Raw genomic sequence first — 17,722 nt, forward strand, 5'->3', positions numbered from 1 at the left:
CGGCAGGGACTACGGGCGGCCGAACAGGGCCGCCCCCGCCGCGCGCAGGCCGCGCGCGGCAGCCAGCCGCCGGCCGACGTCGAGCCAGCCGCGAAGTGCTGCCTTGAACGGGTTGCGGCTGGGGCCGCCCGCTACCGTGCCATAGCGCAGCGGTTCGGCCGGCAGCGCCTGGAAGGTGCCGAACAGCCGGTCGAAGACGATCAGCGCGCCGCCGAAATTGCGGTCCATGCAGACCGGGTTCACGGCGTGATGGACATGGTGGTGACGCGGCGTGTTCAGCACCGCTTCCAGCGGTCCCAGGTTCGGCATGACGCTGGCATGCAGGAACAATTGGTAGAACAGGTTGGCGCCCAGCATGGCCAGCACGGCGAGGGGCGGAAACCCCAGCAGCACCAGGGGCGCATAGAAGAGCGCCGCCCCGGTGGCCTGCCCGCCCCAGCCGAGGCGGAAGGCGGCGGACAGGTTCAGCCGCGTGCTCGAATGATGCACGCCGTGCACGGCCCAGAGCAGGCGGAAGCGGTGCATCGCCCGGTGATGCCAGTAGTAGCAGAACTCGACCCCGAGAAAGAGGGCGACCAGCGCCAGGGGCGACGCCATGTCGACCGCGAACAGGCGATAGCGGTATAATTCCCCCAGGATCAGGAACAGCAGCGGTGCCGTGGCCGCGGCCAGCAGGCGCTGGCCGGCGGCGATGACCACGGTCGCCGCCGTCTCGCCGAGGTCATAGGCGGGGCGGCCCCGCCACCGGGCGAGCCCCGCTTCCCCGAGGATCAGGACGAGGACGAGGGCGGCGCCCCAGCCCCCGGCGGCACCCCGGGCCTGGAACAGGCTTTCCATGGCGGCGGTTCCGGCCTTGCCCGTCACGGCGCCTTGCGGGCGGCGCGGGCTTCCTCGAAGGCGGCGGTGCAGTCGGCCGAGACTTCCTTCCGGTGCTGTTTCAGGCACTGGAGGATACGGCCGCCGCCCGGCTGCACGCCGGGGCACAGCGTTTCGATATCCTTGGCGCAGGCGGCGCGGAGCTTCTGCGCCGCCGGCCCGCCCTGGGCAAGGGCGGGGGCGGCCAGGCCGGCGGCCAGCGCCGCCGCCAGGGCAAGGGTCGGGAAGGGGGACATCGGCACTCTCCCGGTCACTTCGCGGGGGTGACGGTGACGCTGCGGTCCACGGTCACGCTCCTGCCGTTCGGGCCGGTCGCGGTGCCGGAATAGCCGTACTGGCCGTTGCCGCCGCTGCCGCTGCCGGAATAGGTGCCGCCGCGCGGGCCCTGGGCCTCGTGGGTGACGCTGCCCGTGCCGTCGCCGTTGCGGGTACGGCTGCGGTCGGCGTGCCAGCTGTTGCCGGCCCGGGTGGTGCCTTCGCGGCTGCGCGTGCAGGTGCCGTTGGCGCAGCCTTGCTCGACCGAGCGGGAATAGCTGCGGCCGCCGGCGCCGGTGCCGGCGACATGGCGTTCGCGGGCGAAACTGTCGCCGGCGGCGCCGGCCAGGGTCAGGGCGGCGGCGAAGGCGGCCAGGGCCAAGGTCGGGGAAATGCGCATGTTGGTCTCCTTGCGGGGTGGCCCCGGCCGGTCCGGCCCGGGGAACGAGGGCGATCATGGGACCGGCGCTTTGCCCGGGTTTTGCAGGACGCCGGCGATTTGTAACGTTTTGTTACCGGCCTTGCGCCGGCCCCGGCATGGCCGACAATGCCCGCCATGAAGACGATCCTGCTGGTCGAGGATGACCCGGAAATCCGCATGCTGCTGACCGGTTTCCTGCACCGCGAGGGCTTCGCGGTGGCGGCCGCGGCGGATGCGGTCGCCATGGATGCGCAACTGGCCAGGGCAAGGCCGGCCCTGATGGTGCTCGACCTCATGCTGCCGGGGGAGGACGGGCTGTCGATCTGCCGCCGGCTGTCGGGCACCTGCGGCTTTCCCATCATCATGCTGACGGCGAAGGGCGAGGATGTGGACCGCATCGTCGGCCTTGAACTGGGCGCCGACGACTATCTGCCGAAACCCTTCAACCCGCGCGAACTGCTGGCGCGCATCAGGGCGGTGCTGCGCCGGGGCGAGCGGCAGGCGCCGGTCCCGGCCGGGCGGCGCCTGCGGGTGGGTGCCCTGACCGTCGATCTCGACGGCCGCCAGGCGGAGGCGGGGGACGGCGCGCGGGTGCCGCTCACCTCGGCGGAATTCGATCTTCTCGCCTGTCTGGTCGAACACCCGCGCCGGGTGCTCAGCCGCGACCAATTGCTGGACTGGACCCGCGGGCGCGGTGCCGATCCCTTCGACCGCACGATCGACGTCGGCATCTCGCGCCTGCGCCGCAAGCTGGAAGCGGTCGCGCCCGAGGTCGCCCAGGGCATCACCACGGTGCGCAACGGCGGCTATATCCTGTCCCTGGATGTCGAGGGGGCGGGGCGATGATGGCGCGCATCGGCATCGTCGGCCGGCTGGTCCTGATCCTGCTGGCCGCCCTGGTCCTGGTCCAGCTGGTGACCACGGCGCTGTATTTCTGGCGCCGCGAACAGGCTTTCGATGCCCGGATGGCGGTGCCGCTGGCCGATCAGGTGGCGGCGACCGCGGCGCTGGTCGAAGCCACGCCGGCGGCGCAGCTGCCCTTGGTGCTGCGCGCGGTCAACGGGCCGGATCTTCTCGTCACCGTCGCCGACGAGCCGGGGGAGATCCGCGATCCCGCCCTGCCGCGTCGCCCGCTCGAGACCGTGATCCGGTCCGGCCTGCCGGCGCTCGATCCGCCGCGGCTGGTGTCCATCCAGTATCGGGGGCTGCGGGAGCCGGGCGGGCGGCCCCGGCTGCTCGGCCGCCTGCTGGCCAGCCGGATCGAGGTGACGGTGGGCCTCGCCGGCGGCCGCTATCTGAAGGTGGTGGCGGACGGCGAGGTGATGCCCCGGCTGTTCGGCCTGCAACCGGGTTTTTTCGCCGGCATCATCGGCCTCACCGTCGCCCTGCTGGCGATCGTCCTGTTCAGCCGGGAATCGCGGCCGCTGCGCCGCCTGGCCCGGGCGGTGCAGGCATTCGGCCGCGATCCGGAACCCCGGCCGGTGGCCGAGGCGGGCGCGGCCGAGGTGCGGGTGCTGATCCGCGCCTTCAACGACATGCAGGCCCGGCTTGCCGGGCTGATGCGCAACCGGGCCTTCGTGCTCGGCGCCCTGGCCCATGACCTGCGCACCTATCTGACCCGGTTGCGGCTGCGGGCCGAGATGCTGCCCGAGGACGGCGACCGCACCGGCTGGATCCGCAATCTCGAACACATGAACCAATTGGTCGAGGACAGTCTGACCTTCGCCCGCGTCGCCTTCGGCGCCGACCGCGCCGGCCGCAGCGACCTGGCCCGGATCGTCGCCCGCGAGGTCGAGGAACGGCAGGCCCAGGGCGCCCCGGTCACCCTGGCCGCGGCCGCGCCGGGTCCGCTCACGGTCGCGGGCAGCGAGGCGGCCCTGGCCCGGGCCCTGGCCAATCTGATCGACAATGCATTGAAACATGCGGGCAGCGCCGAAATCGCCCTTGGCCGCGACGGCGGCAATGCCCGCCTGACCGTCGACGACCGGGGCCCGGGAATCCCGGCGGCCCTGCGTGCCGATCTCGCCCAGCCGTTCCGGCAGGCGGATGCGGCGCGGACCAAGGCCGATGCCGGGGCCGGCCTCGGCCTTGCCATCGCCCGCGAGATCGCCGAAGGCCTGGGCGGCCGGCTGGAGATCGGCGACCGGCCGGGCGGCGGGGCGCGCATCGCCCTGGTCCTGCCCCTTGCCTGATTGCCCCTTGCCTGAGCGGGTCTTGCCGCCGGGCCGCCGCGCCGGGCAAGGTGGTGGGCAGGTGATTCGGCGGGAACCGGCATGGCGGAGCGTCAAGGTCTGAAGGTCTACGGCGAGCGGCGCACGCTGGTCATGCTCGCGCTCGGCTTCGCCGCCGGCCTGCCCAACCTGCTGGTCTTCGACACGCTGTCGGCCTGGCTGCGCGACGAGGGGGTGTCGCTTGCGGTCATCGGTTTCTTCAGCCTCGCGACCCTGGCCTATTCGGCCAAATTCCTGTGGGCGCCGCTGGTCGACCGGTTCGACGTGCCGGGGCTGACCGCCCGCCTCGGCCATCGCCGGTCGTGGATGCTGGCGGCGCAGGTGGCGGTCATGCTGGGGCTCGGCCTGATCGCCGGGGGCGATCCGGGGGCCGATCTGGCCCGCACCGCCGCCTTTGCCGTCTTCGTCGGCTTCGCCGGGGCGACCCAGGACATCGTCATCGACGCCTGGCGCATCGAGGCGGCGGACGACAGCCGCCAGGGCGCGCTGGCCGCCGCCTATCAATGGGGCTATCGCATCGCCGGGCTGGTGGCGGGCGGCGCCGCGCTGGCCCTGGCCGAGGCCGCGGGCTGGAACCTGTCCTATTTCGCCATGGGCGGGCTGATGCTGGTCGGCATGGCCGGCGTGTTGTGCGCCCCGCGGGAGACGGCCCGGCCGGCGCCGCTGCCCCGGGCCGGGGGCGCGGTGCCGGCCCGGCCCGGGCGCGATGCCGCCGAATGGCTGGTGCGGGCCCTGGTCCTGCTCGGCGCCGCCCTGATCGTCGGCGCCGGCCTGTCGGGCAATCCCTTCACCCTGACCGTGCTGACCTTTTCCGACGATGCGCTCGGGCTTGCGCCGTTGTGGACCCGGGCGCCCGGCGCCGCCTATCTGCAATTCGGCGCGGTGATCCTCGGGCTCGGCCTGATCCTGCTCGCCTGCTGGCCCCTGCCCGGGCGGGCGACGCGGCCGGGGCAGGCCCTGCAACGGGCCTTCGGCGCGCCGCTGGGCGCCTTTTTCGGCGAATTCGGCCGGCTGGCGGGGCCGATCCTGGCCCTGATCTGCGTCTACCGCCTGTCGGATTTCGTCCTCAACATCATGAATCCCTTCTACCTCGACCTCGGTTTCTCGAAGACCGAGGTGGCGGAGGTGCGCAAGGTCTTCGGCATGGTCATGACCATGGGCGGGGTGTTCCTCGGCGGCTGGGCGGTGGCGCGGCTGGGCGTGCTGCGCGCCCTGATGATCGGCGCCTTCGCCGGGCCGGCCAGCAACCTCGTCTATGCCTGGCTGGCGGTGCAGGGGCCCTGGCTGCCCGCGCTCTTCATCGCCATCGGGGTCGACAACCTGGCCTCGGGCTATGCCGGCACCTGCCTGATCGCCTATATGTCCGGCCTGACCTCGGCCGGCTTCACCGCGACCCAATATGCGCTGTTCTCGTCGCTCTATGCCCTGCCGGGCAAGCTGATCGCCTCGCAGTCCGGGCGGATCGTCGAAGGGGCGGCGCGGGCGGCCGAGGCGGGGGGGCTGCCCGCCCTGCTGCTGCCCCTGTTCGAGCGCCTGCCGGTGCCCGCCTTTGCCGAAGGTGCCGCCAAGGCGGGAACATCTGCGGCCGCACTTGGTGCTGGATATGTAACATTCTTCCTGTATTCAGTGGCGATTGGGCTGGTGGCCATCGTGCTCTGCCTTGTCGTGACCGCACGGCAGGGGCAACGGCGGCCGGGCCCTGACGCCGGTCGAGCGGTTTGACCGTGATGGCCGGCGGGGGATAAGGTAATCGCGTAGTCGGCCCGGCCCCGGCCAGGGGGCATGCCGGCCACGGAGGGGGCGTTTGACACGGCCGTCTGCCCGTCGGCAGGGCCGGGACGCATGAATAGGACGATCGTGGCCCTGAACAGTGTGAAGACCGAAGAAGAGCGGGACGACCCGGTTTCCGCCCGGCGTTCGGTCGATATCGACAAGCTCGAAGTTCGCCTGGCCCGGAGCCCGGCCGAGCTGCTGGCCGCCCAGCGGCTGCGCTACCGCGTGTTCTACGAGGAGATGGGCGCGACGCCGACCCCGGCCACGGCCGCGGAAAAGCGCGATTTCGATCATTTCGACCCGATCTGCGACCATCTTCTGGTGATCGATCATGCGGTCGAGGGCGACGCCCCGGCGGTGGTCGGGACCTATCGCCTGCTGCGGGAAGAGGTGGCGCGCCAGCATGGCGGCTTCTATTCCGCCGGGGAATTCGACCTGTCGTTCCTCGAGCGGAACCGCAAGGCGGACGACAATTTCCTCGAACTCGGCCGCTCCTGCGTCGCCCCGGAATATCGCACCAATGCGGTCATCCAGATGCTGTGGCGGGCGATCGCCGGCTATATCGCCGAGCATAAGATCAGCCTGATGTTCGGCTGCGGCAGCCTGCCCGGGGTGGACCCGGAGGCGCTGGCCGTGCCGCTCAGCTATCTCTACCACAATCATCTGGCGCCGCCGGAGCGCCGGGTCCGCGCGCTCGATAGCCGCTATGTCGCCATGAACCGCCTGCCGAAGGATGCGATCCGCCCGCGCGACGGGCTGCGCACCCTGCCGCCGCTGATCAAGGGCTATCTCCGCCTCGGCGGCTATATCGGCGACGGCGCGGTGATCGATCCGGAATTCAAGACCGTCGACTGTTTCATCATGGTGCCCTGCGACGCCATCACCGAGCGTTATATCGCGCGCTATCACAAGGGCGACGGCACCGAATAAACGGAAAGGGCGGCACCTTGCGGCGCCGCCCTTCCTGTTGTCGCTGATCGGAGATCAGACGCCGGCGTCGAGGGTCGTGGTGTCCTCGATGCGCTTCTCGACGAAATCCCAGTTGATCAGGCTGTCGACGAAAGTCTCGGCAAAGCCCTTACGGTTGTTGCGATAGTCGATGTAATAGGCGTGTTCCCACACGTCCATCACCGCCAGCGCGTCCTTGCCCTGGGTCAGCGGGGTTTCCGCATTGCCGGTGGTCGTGATCGCCAGCTTTTCGCCGTCCTTCAGCAGCCACACCCAGCCCGAGCCGAACTGGCCGAGCGCGGCGGTGGTGAAGGCGGTCTTGAAGCCGGCGAAATCGCCGAACGACTTCTCGATCAGCGAGGAAATCGCGGCCGACGGCTTGGTCGAGCCCGGAGCCGACAGCGACAGCCAGTAGAGGGTGTGGTTGTAGTGCTGGCCGGCGTTGTTGAACAGCTTCTTGGCCGCCGGATCGGCCGCCGCGATCTTGGTCACGTCTTCGATCGACTTGCCCTGCAGCGCCGGGGTCGCCGCCACGATCTCGTTCGCGACGGTGATATAGGCCTGGTGGTGCTTGCCGTGGTGAAACGAGAAGCTCTCGGCCGAGAGGGCGGGGGCAAGGGCGCTCGGGTCGAATTTCAGTTCGGGAAGTTTGAAAGCCATTTCGTCCAATCCTCAGGTTTAACGACGGCGGGCGCCGGCGAGTCTGGAATCTTTCGCCGTTCTACCGCAAGTCTCTGATCATCCCCGCTAATCACATAGGCCGGCGCCCGTCCGGATGCCAGTCTTTTGTTATCACCGGAGCCAGCCGGCGAGCGCATCCTCGGCCAGGGCGAAGGCGGTGGACATGCCGGTGCCGCTGGTCACCATCACGGCGCGGACGCCGGGGGCGGCGTCCTCGATCAGGGCGGCCTCGGTCTTCGAATGGGGATAGATGCCGATCCAGCGCTCCACCACCCGGTCGCTGGCGAGGCGGAGCGCCCGGCGGGCGTGGCCGATCATCAGGGCGTCCACCGCGTCCGGCGCGAAGGGATCGGGTGTTGCGGCATAATGATGCGAGTCGCCGACGACGAGCGAACCGTCCGCCGATTGCACCGCGATCAGGTGGATGCCATTGTCGAGGCTCGGCCCCTCCTCCCGCGCCAGGACCGCCTTCAGGGCCGCCGCCGCCGGCAGTTCGGCAAAGCCGAGATAGCGCCCCAGCGACATGTCGTTCATGACCGAGCCGGGCAGCACCCAGCCCGCCCCCTGCGGGGCGAGGCGCAGCATGTGCAGCTTGCACAGGTCAAGCTCGCGCCGGGCCCAGACTTCGGGGTAGAGCGAGAGGAAGTCGCCGCCGGGACAGACCATTGCCTGCCCGGCCTCGACGATGCCGGCGGTAGTGACCACGCGGGGCAGGTCGATCGCCTTCACCAGGGTGTTGCGCAGGAAGACGACGCCCAGCTGTTCTTCCAGCCAGGCGGCGAGAAGGGGAATGGCGCGGCGCGGCTCGACCCGCAGTTCATGCGGGCTCCACAGGCAGGCGCTGGCATCCTCGTGGCGAAGCAGGGGCAGGCGGTCGGCGATCTGGGCCGGCGACAGCATCTCGCAGCCCGCGCCCATCTCGGAGGCGACGAAGGCGGCGACCACTTCCGCCGCCTCGGGCCGGTGGGCGATGACGGCGCTGCCCCGGTGCAGCACCGGGATTCCGGCCTTGGGCGCCACCTCGGCCCAGATCTCGCGGCTGCGCCGGGCCCGGTTCCAGACCGTGCCCTGCTGCTGCCCGGTCACGGTGACGAAGCCGAAATTGCGGATGGAGGCGCCGTTCGCCTGGGCGTCGCGGTCGATCACCACCACTCGCTTGCCCGCCCGGCGCGCCGCCAGGGCATGGGCGAGGCCGACGATGCCGGCGCCGATGATCGCAAGATCGAAAACGGGGGCGGACATGAAAATGCTCCATCAAGACACACAATAGGATACCATCCCCGACCGGACGGATGCATGACAGGGGACAGGCATGTCGAAGCGGCGTCTGCCGAAGCTGGGCGGGGGCAGGCGGCCGCGCAGCCCCGGGCCATCCCCAGAGACATCCGACGAATCGTCATCTTCTGCTTCCGGGGGGATAGCAATGTCCATGATGAACCAGGGCTCGGGCCGGGGTCCAGTTGCCTTGCTGCGGCGCATCGCCTTGGGCGGCGCGGTGCTGGTCGGCGTGATCGTGGTCCTGTCGAGCTGGTACACGATCGAGGAGGGCGAGATCGGGGTGGTCCTGCGCAACGGCGCCGTCCATGACGTCGCCTCGCCCGGCCTCCATTTCAAGCTGCCGGTGGTCGATGCGGTGGTGGCCCTGTCCACCCGCACGGAAAAGCTCCACCTGCCCCAGGTCGCCGCCTATTCCCAGGATATCCAGGCGGCGGAAATGACAATGTCGGTCAACTATCGGATCAATGCCGGGCAGGTGAAGGAAATCTACGCCCGCCTCGGCGTCAATTACGCCGACCGTATCCTGATCCCCGCTCTGCTGGACCGCACCAAGGCGGTGTTCGGGCGCTACAATGCCCCGGCCATCGTCGGCGAGCGCTCGAAACTGGTGGCCGAGATCACGGAGTCGCTGCGGGATGCGGTGACCGACGAGGGCATCATCGTCGAAAGCGTGCAGATCGAGAATATCGACTTCTCGGATGCCTTCGAACAGGCGATCGAGCAGCGCATGCAGGCCGAGGTCGAGGTCACGCGCCTGCGCCAGAACCTGGAGCGGGAAAAGGTCCAGGCGGAAATCCGCCGCACCGCCGCCCAGGGCCAGGCGGATTCGACCGTGGTCCAGGCCCGCGCCGAGGCGGATTCGTCCGCCCTGCGCGCCAAGGCGGAAGCGGACGCCATCCGCCTGCGCGGCGAGGCGGAGGCGGCCGCGATCCGCGCCAAGGGCGAGGCGATGAAGGCATCGCCCGACCTGATCGACCTGATCCGCGCCGAACGCTGGGATGGCAAGCTGCCGGCCACCATGGTGCCCGGCGGCGCCGTGCCCTTCGTCGACGTGACCGGCCGGTAGCCGATAGGGCGGGTCAATTGATCCGGTCGAAGGGGTAGAGCGGCCGGCGCAGGCGGCGGTAGTCGAGCTTGCCGTTGTCCGACGTGGTCACCCCTTCGCCGTCCAGGGTCACCGTCGCCCGGGCCAGGGCGGCGAAGCCGGCGCGATAGTGAATGCGCGACTTCAGCAGCAGGAAGCGCTTCGCCTCCGGCTCGATGCCGACGCTGGTGAAGACGCCCCGGTCCCAGGGCTCGTGGTGGTGGGAGGTGACGACGATCTCCACCCGGCCGCCGTCGACGGACAGCACGGCGGTCGGGCCCATTTCGACGGTGACCCCGGTATACATGGGCCCGCGCACCACGAAGCGCCCGTCGGTCAGCACTTTCACCCGGCCCGTCAGCGCCAGCGGCCGGCCCTTGAGGCCGAGGGCCGGCATGTCCAGCCGGCCGCCCAGGGCCAGGCTCACCTCGGCGCCGACGCCGGCGGCCGCCATGGTCTTCACCGCCTCCGGGTCATAGACCGCGCCGACCGCGACATCCTTGAGGCCCCGCTCGATGACTGCGGCGATCACGCCCATGACGTCCTGGGTCCCGCCCGAGCCGCAATTGTCGGCATGGTCGAGCAGGATCACCGGTCCCCCCGCCTCGCCTCCCCCCGCATCACCGAGGGCGGCGGCGCGGTCGAGGGCGTGCTCCAGGGGTTCGTGGGGATAGAGGAAATCGTCGCGCCGGGCGCGGGCCAGCGCCGCCAGCCGTTCCACCGCCGCCCCGGCCGCGGCCGGATCGCCGTCGCCGACGACGACCGCCGCCATGCCGGCGTGGGGCACGTCGGCCATGGGAAAGCCGCCGAAGACGGTGGCGGCCAGGAAGCCCTCGGCCTCCAGGGCGCGGGCTTCGGCGATCAGGCCTTTCATCGGCTCGTCGTCGGTGCCCATGCGCAGGGTCTGGGCCAGTACCGGGATCGGGGCGAAGGCCATCACCGGGCGCGCCTTGCCGTCGATCGCGGCGAACAGGACCCGGGCGATCCGCTCGCCCACCTCGGCCATGTCGACATGGGGATAGGTCTTGTAGCCGATCAGGGCATCGCAATGGTCGACCATGGCCCGGGTCAGGTTGCAGTGCAGGTCGCAGGTGACGGCGATGGGCACCCGGGGCGCCACGGCGCGCAGCCGGCGCAGCAATTCGCCCTCGCCGTCCGCCACATGGGCCGCGACCATGGCGCCGTGCAGGTCGAGCAGGACGGCGTCGCAGCCCGCCGCCACCGCCTCGACGATGGCGCCGGCCAGGGTTTCATAGGCGTCGCGGGTGACGATGCCGCCGGGCATGGCCTCGGCCGCGACGGGGGTGACGATCTCGGCCCCGCGCGCCCGGCACAGGCGGATATAGGCCCCCATGGGCATGGCGGTTTCGGCATAGGCGCTTTCCGCCGCCGGCCCGAAATGAAGGCCCCAGGCCTCGAAGCGGGCAAGGTCGGTGACCAGGGGCGAGAAAGTGTTGGTCTCGTGCTTCATCATGGCAACGACCACCTTCATGCCCCGGACCTCCCGCCTGTATCCGTCCAGTCTATCAGGTCGGCGGGAGGGCGAAACAGGTCAGGCGGCGATGGCCGGGGGTGTGCTGATGGCGCGCACGAGGTCGAGCAGGCGGCTGCGCTGTTCTTCCGGCAAGGTCATGAACAGCCGGGCGAGATCGGCGGCATCGCGGCTGATGCCGTCGCCGTCCGGGCCCGCGTGCGCGTAGAAATAGCTGATCGGGACATCCAGCGCCTCTGCCAGCAGGGACAGGCGCCCGGCCGAGACCTTGGCCCCGCCGGTTTCATATTTCTGGATCTGCTGGAACTTCAGGCCGACGCGGCGGGCAAGTTTGTCTTGGGACAGACCCAGGAGCCAGCGGCGTTCGCGGATGCGGCGGCCGATCTGCAAGTCCAGGGGCGTAAGAGGCATGGAGATCACCACTATGGTTTAATTTGTGCCCATAATGGTGATTAATCCGTTATCTTTCAACCCCTGCCGGCGACGGACAGCAAAACGCCGCCACCCCTGGTTGGGGCGGCGGCGTTCGAAAGCCGGGCGATTCCGGCGGGCTTATGCGCTTTCGGCGGCCCGCGACATGCGCTTGCGCTCGTTGCTGTCGAGATAGCGCTTGCGCAGGCGGATCGATTTCGGCGTCACCTCGACCAGTTCGTCGTCGCCGAGATAGGCGATGGCCTGTTCGAGGCTCATCTTCCGCGGCGGCGTGAGGCGGATCGCCTCGTCCTTCGAGGTGGTGCGGATATTGGTCAGTTGCTTGCCCTTGAGCGGGTTCACCTCGAGGTCGTTGTCGCGGGTATGCTCGCCGATGATCATGCCCTCATAGACTTTGACGCCGGGGTCGATGAACATCGGGCCGCGGTCTTCCAGGTTCCACAGGGCATAGGCGACGGATTCGCCGGCCGCGTTCGAGATCAGCACGCCGTTGCGGCGGCCCGGGATCTGGCCCTTGTAGGGGGAATAGGCGTGGAACAGGCGGTTCATCAGGCCGGTGCCGCGGGTATCGGTCAGGAACTCGCCGTGATAGCCGATCAGCCCGCGCGACGGGCAGTGGAAGACCAGGCGGGTCTTGCCGCCGCCGGACGGGCGCATTTCCTTCAGTTCGCCCTTGCGGATCGAGATCTTCTCGACGACGACGCCGGTGAATTCGTCGTCGACGTCGATCACCACTTCCTCGATCGGCTCCAGGCGCTGGCCGCCCTCTTCCTTGAACAGCACGCGCGGGCGGCTGATCGAAAGCTCGAAGCCCTCGCGGCGCATCTGTTCGATCAGGATGCCGAGCTGAAGTTCGCCGCGGCCGGCCACCTCGAAGCTGTCGCCACCCGGGGTGTCGGTGATCTTCAGGGCGACATTGCCTTCCGCCTCGCGCATCAGGCGGTCGCGGATCACGCGGGACTGCACCTTGCTGCCCTCGGTCCCGGCCAGCGGCGAGTCGTTGATCGAGAAGGTCATGGCCAGGGTCGGCGGGTCGATCGGCTGGGCCTTCAGCGGCTCGGCCACGTCAAGGGCGCAGATCGTATCGGCGACGGTGGCGGTGGTCAGGCCGGCGATGGCGACGATGTCGCCGGCCGAGGCTTCCTCGACCGGCACGCGCTCGATGCCGCGGAAGGCCAGCAGCTTGGACAGGCGGCCCTGTTCCAGCAGTTCGCCGCCGGCGCGCAGCGACTTCACCGGCGCATTCTGGCGGGCGATGCCGGACTGGATGCGGCCGGTCAGGATGCGGCCGAGGAAGGGATCGCTTTCCAGCGTGGTCGCCAGCATGGTGAAGGGCTGGTCGGTGTCGTTGATCACGCTCGGCTGCGGGACATGGTCGAGGATCAGGTCGAACAGGGGCGCCAGCGTCTCGCGCGGGTCGTTGATATCGGTGACCGCCCAGCCCTGCTTGCCCGAGGCATAGAGGATCGGGAAGTCGAGCTGTTCCTCATTGGCGTCCAGCGCGGCGAAAAGGTCGAAGACTTCGTTCAGCACCTCGTCCGGGCGGGCGTCGGAACGGTCGATCTTGTTGATCAGCACGATCGGGCGCAGGCCCAGGCGCAGCGCCTTGCCGGTGACGAACTTCGTCTGCGGCAGCGGGCCTTCGGCGGAATCGACGAGGACGACGACGCCGTCGACCATCGAGAGGATGCGCTCCACCTCGCCGCCGAAATCGGCGTGGCCCGGGGTGTCGACGATATTGATGCGGGTATCCTTCCAGACCACCGAGGTCGGCTTGGCCAGGATGGTGATGCCGCGCTCCTTTTCGAGGTCGTTGCTGTCCATCACCCGTTCCGCCACCAGCTGGTTGGCGCGGAAGGTACCGGACTGCTTCAGGAGCTGGTCGACGAGGGTGGTCTTGCCATGGTCGACGTGGGCGATGATGGCGATATTGCGGATCTGCATGAAACGCGCCTTCCGGGGCACTGGCATCGGGGCCCGGTGCCGCGTCCCCACCATTCGGGGGACCGGAAGCGAAGGGCCGGTAATTCAGGTTATGCCGTCATTCAAGCGGCGGCGGAGTATAGCCCGAGTTTGTGGCGGTGCAATGAAAACTCCCATGCGCGGACCGCATGGCGGTGTCTTTCGCCGGTGCGGTCAGCGGCCCGGGCCGAAGGTCGGGTCCCGTCGCTCGCCCGGGGCCGGGTCGTCCGGCCCGGCGGCGAAGACGGCGTGGGCGGGCTCTTCCGCAACCGGGGCGGGTTCGACGGCGGCGGCCTTGCCCCGGCGCAGGCTGGCGGCGAAAAGGGCAAGGGTCAGGGCGAGGCCGGCGGCGACGGCCCAGGCGGCGACCCCTGCCCAGATCGGGCCGAAGCGCTCCACCCGGGCGAAGCCGGGGTTGCCCTTGTCGTAGGCCAGGGTGACGCGCTCGCCCGGGGCCAGGCTGCCGGCGGGCAGGCCGGTCTCGACATAATCGACGACGACGCCGTCCGCGGTCCGGTAGCGGATGGTGGGGGCGCCGCCCTGGTCGACCGCGACGACCACGCCGCGGCTGCGCGGCCTGGCGTTCAGGCTGTCGACCACCGCCGTATATTCGCTCCAGGCGACCGAAATCAGGGCGAAGGCGACGGCAAACAGCCCGACGCGGAGCAGCAGCGGCAGGCGGGGCATGTCCTCGGGCCGGCGGCGCCGGCTGGTCATCAGGGCGAGGCCGAACACGGCGGCGATCAGCCCGCCGCCGACGGGGACAGCCGCCGGCGCCCATAGGGCGACCGGCTCGCCGGATTCCGCCAGGTCGGGCCGGCCGGGCGGGTGGATCAGGTGCACGGGCGTGCCGACCGCATCCTTCGGCTGGCGCACCGGCGGCAGCAGGATGTCGTGGTCCCGGCCGTCGCTGCCCCGGAAGCGCGCCACCGGGGCGGCCGCGCCGTCGGGCGCCGGGTCGTAGCGCAGCAATTCGCCGATCACATCCTCGGCGGCCGAGGTGCGCTGCCAGATGGCGATCCCGTCCTGGGCGCCCAGCCAGATGAAGATGCCGCTCGTGATGAACAGCAGGAAACCGAACAGCCGGATCATGGCCCCAGGGTTACCCGATTTGGCGCGGCGGCGCCATCCTCCTGCTCGACATTATGGGGCCGGGATCAGGGCGGCCGCGACCAGCAGGGCGGCGCCGATCAGGCTGAAGATCACCGGGATCAGGAAGCGCCGGAACGAGCCTTCGAACACGGCCTTCTCGGGCCGGCGGGGGTCGAAGCGGACCTCGACCGCCTGCCCGATCCGATAGCCGGACCAATTGGTCTCGACCGTCGCCCTGATCACGATTTTATGGCCCGGGGCGGCTTCGAAGGCGACCACCGGGCGATAGTGGGTCTGGGGGCGGTTGCCGTCGTGGTCGTAGCTGTCGCGGGTCTCGATCTCGACCACCGTGCCGGCGGCCCGGGCATGGCCGCCGCGGCCCGCCTGGATCTTGCCGAAGATCAGGCCGATGGCCAGGAACAGCAGGCCGCCGCCGCCGAGAATGAGGGGGAGTGCGGGCATGGCGTCGCCTCCTTTTCGCGTCTGTTCACAGCTTCAGGACGACATGGACCACGTCCGGCTCGCCCGGCGTGGCGTGGACGGTGAAGCCGAGTTCGGTCGCCAGCGCCAGCATGGTGCGGTTCTCGCGCAGGACTTCGCCATAGATCTCGCTGAGGCCGCGGTCGCGGCCATAGGCGATCAGCCGGTCCATCAGCAGCCGGCCCAGGCCCCGGCCCACCCGGTCGGAACGGACCAGGATGGCGTATTCGCCCTTCACCCCGTCGGGATCGCAGACCAGGCGGCCGGTGCCGAACCAGGGCGCCTCGCCCGGGGGGCCCTCGCCCATCAGGACGAAGGCCATTTCGCGGTCGTAGTCGATCTGGGTCAGGCGGGCGGCGAAGGTGTGGCTCAATTCCTTCATCGGCGCGAAGAAGCGCAGGCGCAGGTGTTCGGGATTGACCTTGGCGACGCCGCGGACCAGCGGCACCTCGTCCTCCGGCCGGATCGGGCGCAGCAGGTAATGGTCGCCCATGTCGTCGACCACCGCCTGTTCCAGGGTTTCCGGATAGGGCCGGATGGCCAGGCGGCCGCTGCCCGGCTTGCTGGGCTCGCCCAGGCGGAAGCGGGCGTCGAGCACGATCACGCCGGACGGATCGGCGACCATGGGGTTGATTTCCAGCTCGACGATCTCGGGATGATCGATGGCGATCTGGGCCAGGCGCATCAGCGCCAGTTCGACCGCCTGGGCCTGCACCGCCGGCCGGCCCGGGCCTTCGTCCAGCAGGCGGGCGACGCGGGTCCGGGCGATGGCGTGGCGGGCCAGCGCCATGTTCAGGGGCGGCAGGGCGGTGGCGCGGTCGCGGATCACCTCGCAGGCGGTGCCGCCGTTGCCGAAGACGATGACCGGGCCGAACTGTTCGTCCTCGACGAAGCCGAGCAGCAGTTCGTGGCCGTCCGGCCGGATCACCATGGGTTCCACGGTGAAGCCGTCGATCCGGGCCTGGGGGGCGCGGGTCATGACCCGGCGCAGCATGAGTTCGGCGGCGCGGCGGACATCCTCCGGCTCGTCGAGGCCGAGGGTGACGCCGCCCACCGTCTTCTTGTCGATCGGATCGGTGGTGGCGATCTTCAGGACCACGGTGGCGCCGATCCGCTTGGCGTGGTCGGCCGCTTCCTGGGGGGTCGCGGCGAAGATCGGCCGCACGGTCGGGAAGCCGTAGGCGGCCAGCAGGCGCAGGGCATCCGGCCCGTGCACCCATTCCCGCCCGGCCTGGCGCAATTGCTCGATCTCTTCCGCGACGCCGGCCCGGTCGATGGTGAAATCGGCCGGGATCGAGGGCGGGGTTTCCGCCAGCAATTCCTGGTTCCGGCGGTATTCGACCATATGCATGATCGCCCGCGCCGCCTGCCGCGGGGTCGAGAAGGTGGGGATGCCCGAGGCGCGCAGCGCGGCCCGCGCGGCCCTCGCCTCGGTCTCGCCCATGAAGCAGGCGATCAGCCGGGGCTGGCGCCGGGTGCCGAAGCCGCGCAGCGTCGCCTCCACCGCCGACAGGGCGGACGAGACGGCGGAGGGCGTATGGATCACCAGGATGCCGTCGATGCCCCGGTCCGTGGCCAGGATGGGCAGCAGGTCGGCATAGCGTTCGGGCTGGGCGTCGGGGCCGATGTCGATCGGGTTCTGGTCGGACTTGAGGCCCGGCACGGTGGCGATCGCCGCCAGCGACGCGCTGGAGAATTCCGCCAGCCGGGCGCCGCGGTCGAGCAGGTGGTCGCTGGCCAGCAGCCCGGCGCCATAGCCGTTGGCGACGATGGCCAGCCGTTCGCCCATGGCGGCGCCGGGAAAGCCGAGGGTGGCCGCGGCGTCGAACAATTCCTCGATCGCCTCGACCCGGACGCAGCCGGCGCGGGCCAGCACGGCATCGAAGATCGCGTCGGCATCCGCCAGCCGGCGGATCGCGGTGGTCGAGGGCGGCAGCGGGCCGTGGCGCCCGGATTTCAGCACCACCACCGGCTTGGTGCGGGCGGCGGCGCGCAGCGCGGACATGAATTTCCGCGGCTTGGTGATGGTTTCCAGATACATGATGATGGCGCCGGTCGCATGGTCCAGCGCCAGCCAGTCGAGGATGTCGGCAAGGTCGACGTCGCATTTGGCGCCGAGCGAGATCGCCCGCGACAGGCCGATGCCGTTGCCCGCCGCCCAGTCGATCAGCGTATCCAGGATGCCGTTCGAATGGGTGATGAAGGCGAGGCGCCCCGGCTGGGGCAGCACCGGCGAGACCACGGCCTGCAGGCCGATCGCCGGCACCGACAGGTTGAAGGCCCCGGGCCCGACGATGCGCACGCCGTTGCGCCGTCCGGCCTCGACCATGGCCGGGACCACGGCGGGATCTTCCGGCGGCGCGCCGACCGCCAGCACCACCTTGCAGCCCTTCTTGCCCAACACCTCGATCAGCGCCGGGGCGCGGTCGAGATCGCCGTTCAGGATCGCGAGGTCCGGCGCTTCCGCCAGCGCCTCGACGGCCTCGATCGTATCCTCGGCCACCAGCAGGCGGCCGTGGAAAGGGGCGCGGCGCATGCCGTCGGCGACGGCGGCGGCGACGGGATCGCGCGGTTCCGCCGGGCCCAGCAGGGCAACGATCCGCGGATTGAACAAGTAATCGAGATGGCGCACGGTCATGCCCCATCATCACAGAAAGCGGGCCGTTCGTCCCCTGACCAATTGGTGACCGCGGCATGACACAGGGAAGAGAGAGCAA

The 17,722-nt window shown here is 70.2% G+C and carries 16 protein-coding genes; 5 read left to right on the plus strand and 11 right to left on the minus strand.

The features are described from left to right. Positions 1–9: 9 nt before the first annotated feature. The 3 genes from DKG75_RS17805 to DKG75_RS17815 are packed head-to-tail and all read right to left on the minus strand — an operon-like array spanning position 10 to position 1,531. The gene (locus DKG75_RS17805) at positions 10–864 is read right to left on the minus strand and encodes a sterol desaturase family protein (RefSeq protein WP_208111877.1); all 855 of its coding nucleotides are present in this window, start codon (positions 862–864) and stop codon (positions 10–12) included. Next, positions 861–1,112 (minus strand): cysteine rich repeat-containing protein, encoded by a 252-nt coding sequence (locus tag DKG75_RS17810; protein WP_109922520.1) that lies wholly within the window; start codon positions 1,110–1,112, stop codon positions 861–863. Before DKG75_RS17810 ends, DKG75_RS17805 begins: the two co-directional genes overlap by 4 nt. A gap of 14 nt (positions 1,113–1,126) precedes the next feature. Then, a complete protein-coding gene (locus tag DKG75_RS17815; RefSeq protein WP_109922521.1) occupies positions 1,127–1,531 on the minus strand; it encodes a hypothetical protein in 405 nt (134 codons plus the stop codon). A 156-nt stretch (positions 1,532–1,687) separates the two neighbouring features. Between DKG75_RS17815 and DKG75_RS17820 the strand changes: the two genes are divergently transcribed. From DKG75_RS17820 to olsB, 4 genes are all read left to right on the plus strand, one after another. Further along, positions 1,688–2,398, plus strand: a complete 711-nt coding sequence (locus tag DKG75_RS17820) for a response regulator (protein ID WP_425086459.1) — start codon at positions 1,688–1,690, stop codon at positions 2,396–2,398. Then, complete coding sequence (locus DKG75_RS17825) at positions 2,395–3,744, plus strand: ATP-binding protein (protein ID WP_109922523.1); 1,350 nt, start codon at positions 2,395–2,397, stop codon at positions 3,742–3,744. The genes DKG75_RS17820 and DKG75_RS17825 overlap by 4 nt, the downstream gene beginning before the upstream one ends. An 81-nt stretch (positions 3,745–3,825) precedes the next feature. Next, positions 3,826–5,505 carry an AmpG family muropeptide MFS transporter gene (locus DKG75_RS17830; RefSeq protein ID WP_109922524.1) on the plus strand — a complete coding sequence of 560 codons (1,680 nt, stop codon included), beginning with the start codon at positions 3,826–3,828 and terminating at the stop codon, positions 5,503–5,505. Between the two features lie 120 nt (positions 5,506–5,625). Beyond that, entirely contained in the window at positions 5,626–6,486 is an 861-nt protein-coding gene (gene olsB / locus DKG75_RS17835; protein WP_109922525.1) for a l-ornithine N(alpha)-acyltransferase, read from the plus strand. 54 nt (positions 6,487–6,540) lie between these two features. Here the strand turns inward: olsB and DKG75_RS17840 are convergent, their stop codons facing one another. Then, on the minus strand, positions 6,541–7,164 hold the full coding sequence (locus DKG75_RS17840; RefSeq protein WP_109922526.1) for a superoxide dismutase: 624 nt from the start codon (positions 7,162–7,164) through the stop codon (positions 6,541–6,543). Between the two features lie 132 nt (positions 7,165–7,296). Beyond that, positions 7,297–8,427, minus strand: a complete 1,131-nt coding sequence (locus DKG75_RS17845) for a TIGR03364 family FAD-dependent oxidoreductase (RefSeq protein WP_109922527.1) — start codon at positions 8,425–8,427, stop codon at positions 7,297–7,299. A 181-nt stretch (positions 8,428–8,608) separates the two neighbouring features. Between DKG75_RS17845 and DKG75_RS17850 the strand changes: the two genes are divergently transcribed. After that, the gene (locus DKG75_RS17850; protein WP_208111878.1) at positions 8,609–9,529 is read left to right on the plus strand and encodes an SPFH domain-containing protein; all 921 of its coding nucleotides are present in this window, start codon (positions 8,609–8,611) and stop codon (positions 9,527–9,529) included. Between the two features lie 13 nt (positions 9,530–9,542). Here DKG75_RS17850 and DKG75_RS17855 read toward each other — a convergent pair whose 3' ends face one another. From DKG75_RS17855 to DKG75_RS17880, 6 genes are all read right to left on the minus strand, one after another. Further along, a complete protein-coding gene (locus DKG75_RS17855) occupies positions 9,543–11,039 on the minus strand; it encodes a M81 family metallopeptidase (protein WP_109922528.1) in 1,497 nt (498 codons plus the stop codon). A gap of 60 nt (positions 11,040–11,099) precedes the next feature. Next, a complete protein-coding gene (locus tag DKG75_RS17860) occupies positions 11,100–11,450 on the minus strand; it encodes a helix-turn-helix domain-containing protein (protein WP_109922529.1) in 351 nt (116 codons plus the stop codon). A 141-nt stretch (positions 11,451–11,591) separates the two neighbouring features. Beyond that, positions 11,592–13,415 carry a translational GTPase TypA gene (gene typA, locus DKG75_RS17865; RefSeq protein ID WP_109922530.1) on the minus strand — a complete coding sequence of 608 codons (1,824 nt, stop codon included), beginning with the start codon at positions 13,413–13,415 and terminating at the stop codon, positions 11,592–11,594. A gap of 192 nt (positions 13,416–13,607) precedes the next feature. Continuing rightward, entirely contained in the window at positions 13,608–14,525 is a 918-nt protein-coding gene (locus tag DKG75_RS17870; RefSeq protein WP_109922531.1) for a DUF3592 domain-containing protein, read from the minus strand. Positions 14,526–14,576: 51 nt separating this feature from the next. Further along, positions 14,577–14,987 (minus strand): DUF3592 domain-containing protein, encoded by a 411-nt coding sequence (locus DKG75_RS17875; RefSeq protein ID WP_109922532.1) that lies wholly within the window; start codon positions 14,985–14,987, stop codon positions 14,577–14,579. A gap of 25 nt (positions 14,988–15,012) precedes the next feature. Beyond that, positions 15,013–17,643: a bifunctional acetate--CoA ligase family protein/GNAT family N-acetyltransferase gene (locus tag DKG75_RS17880; RefSeq protein ID WP_109922533.1), complete on the minus strand. Its 2,631-nt coding sequence runs from the start codon at positions 17,641–17,643 to the stop codon at positions 15,013–15,015. Positions 17,644–17,722 lie beyond the last annotated feature (79 nt).

Source organism: Zavarzinia compransoris, assembly GCF_003173055.1.
Taxonomy (GTDB): Bacteria; Pseudomonadota; Alphaproteobacteria; order Zavarziniales; family Zavarziniaceae; genus Zavarzinia; species Zavarzinia compransoris.

What these genes read in the sequence shown, in the direction of transcription:
- DKG75_RS17860 (WP_109922529.1), bottom strand. Translation starts at nt 11,450, where the DNA reads ATGCCTCTTACGCCCCTGGACTTGCAGATCGGCCGCCGCATCCGCGAA.
- DKG75_RS17855 (WP_109922528.1), bottom strand. Translation starts at nt 11,039, where the DNA reads ATGAAGGTGGTCGTTGCCATGATGAAGCACGAGACCAACACTTTCTCG.
- DKG75_RS17875 (WP_109922532.1), bottom strand. Translation starts at nt 14,987, where the DNA reads ATGCCCGCACTCCCCCTCATTCTCGGCGGCGGCGGCCTGCTGTTCCTG.
- DKG75_RS17810 (WP_109922520.1), bottom strand. Translation starts at nt 1,112, where the DNA reads ATGTCCCCCTTCCCGACCCTTGCCCTGGCGGCGGCGCTGGCCGCCGGC.
- DKG75_RS17845 (WP_109922527.1), bottom strand. Translation starts at nt 8,427, where the DNA reads ATGTCCGCCCCCGTTTTCGATCTTGCGATCATCGGCGCCGGCATCGTC.
- typA (WP_109922530.1), bottom strand. Translation starts at nt 13,415, where the DNA reads ATGCAGATCCGCAATATCGCCATCATCGCCCACGTCGACCATGGCAAG.
- DKG75_RS17820 (WP_425086459.1), top strand. Translation starts at nt 1,688, where the DNA reads ATGAAGACGATCCTGCTGGTCGAGGATGACCCGGAAATCCGCATGCTG.
- olsB (WP_109922525.1), top strand. Translation starts at nt 5,626, where the DNA reads ATGAATAGGACGATCGTGGCCCTGAACAGTGTGAAGACCGAAGAAGAG.
- DKG75_RS17850 (WP_208111878.1), top strand. Translation starts at nt 8,609, where the DNA reads ATGTCCATGATGAACCAGGGCTCGGGCCGGGGTCCAGTTGCCTTGCTG.
- DKG75_RS17870 (WP_109922531.1), bottom strand. Translation starts at nt 14,525, where the DNA reads ATGATCCGGCTGTTCGGTTTCCTGCTGTTCATCACGAGCGGCATCTTC.
- DKG75_RS17880 (WP_109922533.1), bottom strand. Translation starts at nt 17,643, where the DNA reads ATGACCGTGCGCCATCTCGATTACTTGTTCAATCCGCGGATCGTTGCC.
- DKG75_RS17840 (WP_109922526.1), bottom strand. Translation starts at nt 7,164, where the DNA reads ATGGCTTTCAAACTTCCCGAACTGAAATTCGACCCGAGCGCCCTTGCC.
- DKG75_RS17830 (WP_109922524.1), top strand. Translation starts at nt 3,826, where the DNA reads ATGGCGGAGCGTCAAGGTCTGAAGGTCTACGGCGAGCGGCGCACGCTG.
- DKG75_RS17825 (WP_109922523.1), top strand. Translation starts at nt 2,395, where the DNA reads ATGATGGCGCGCATCGGCATCGTCGGCCGGCTGGTCCTGATCCTGCTG.
- DKG75_RS17815 (WP_109922521.1), bottom strand. Translation starts at nt 1,531, where the DNA reads ATGCGCATTTCCCCGACCTTGGCCCTGGCCGCCTTCGCCGCCGCCCTG.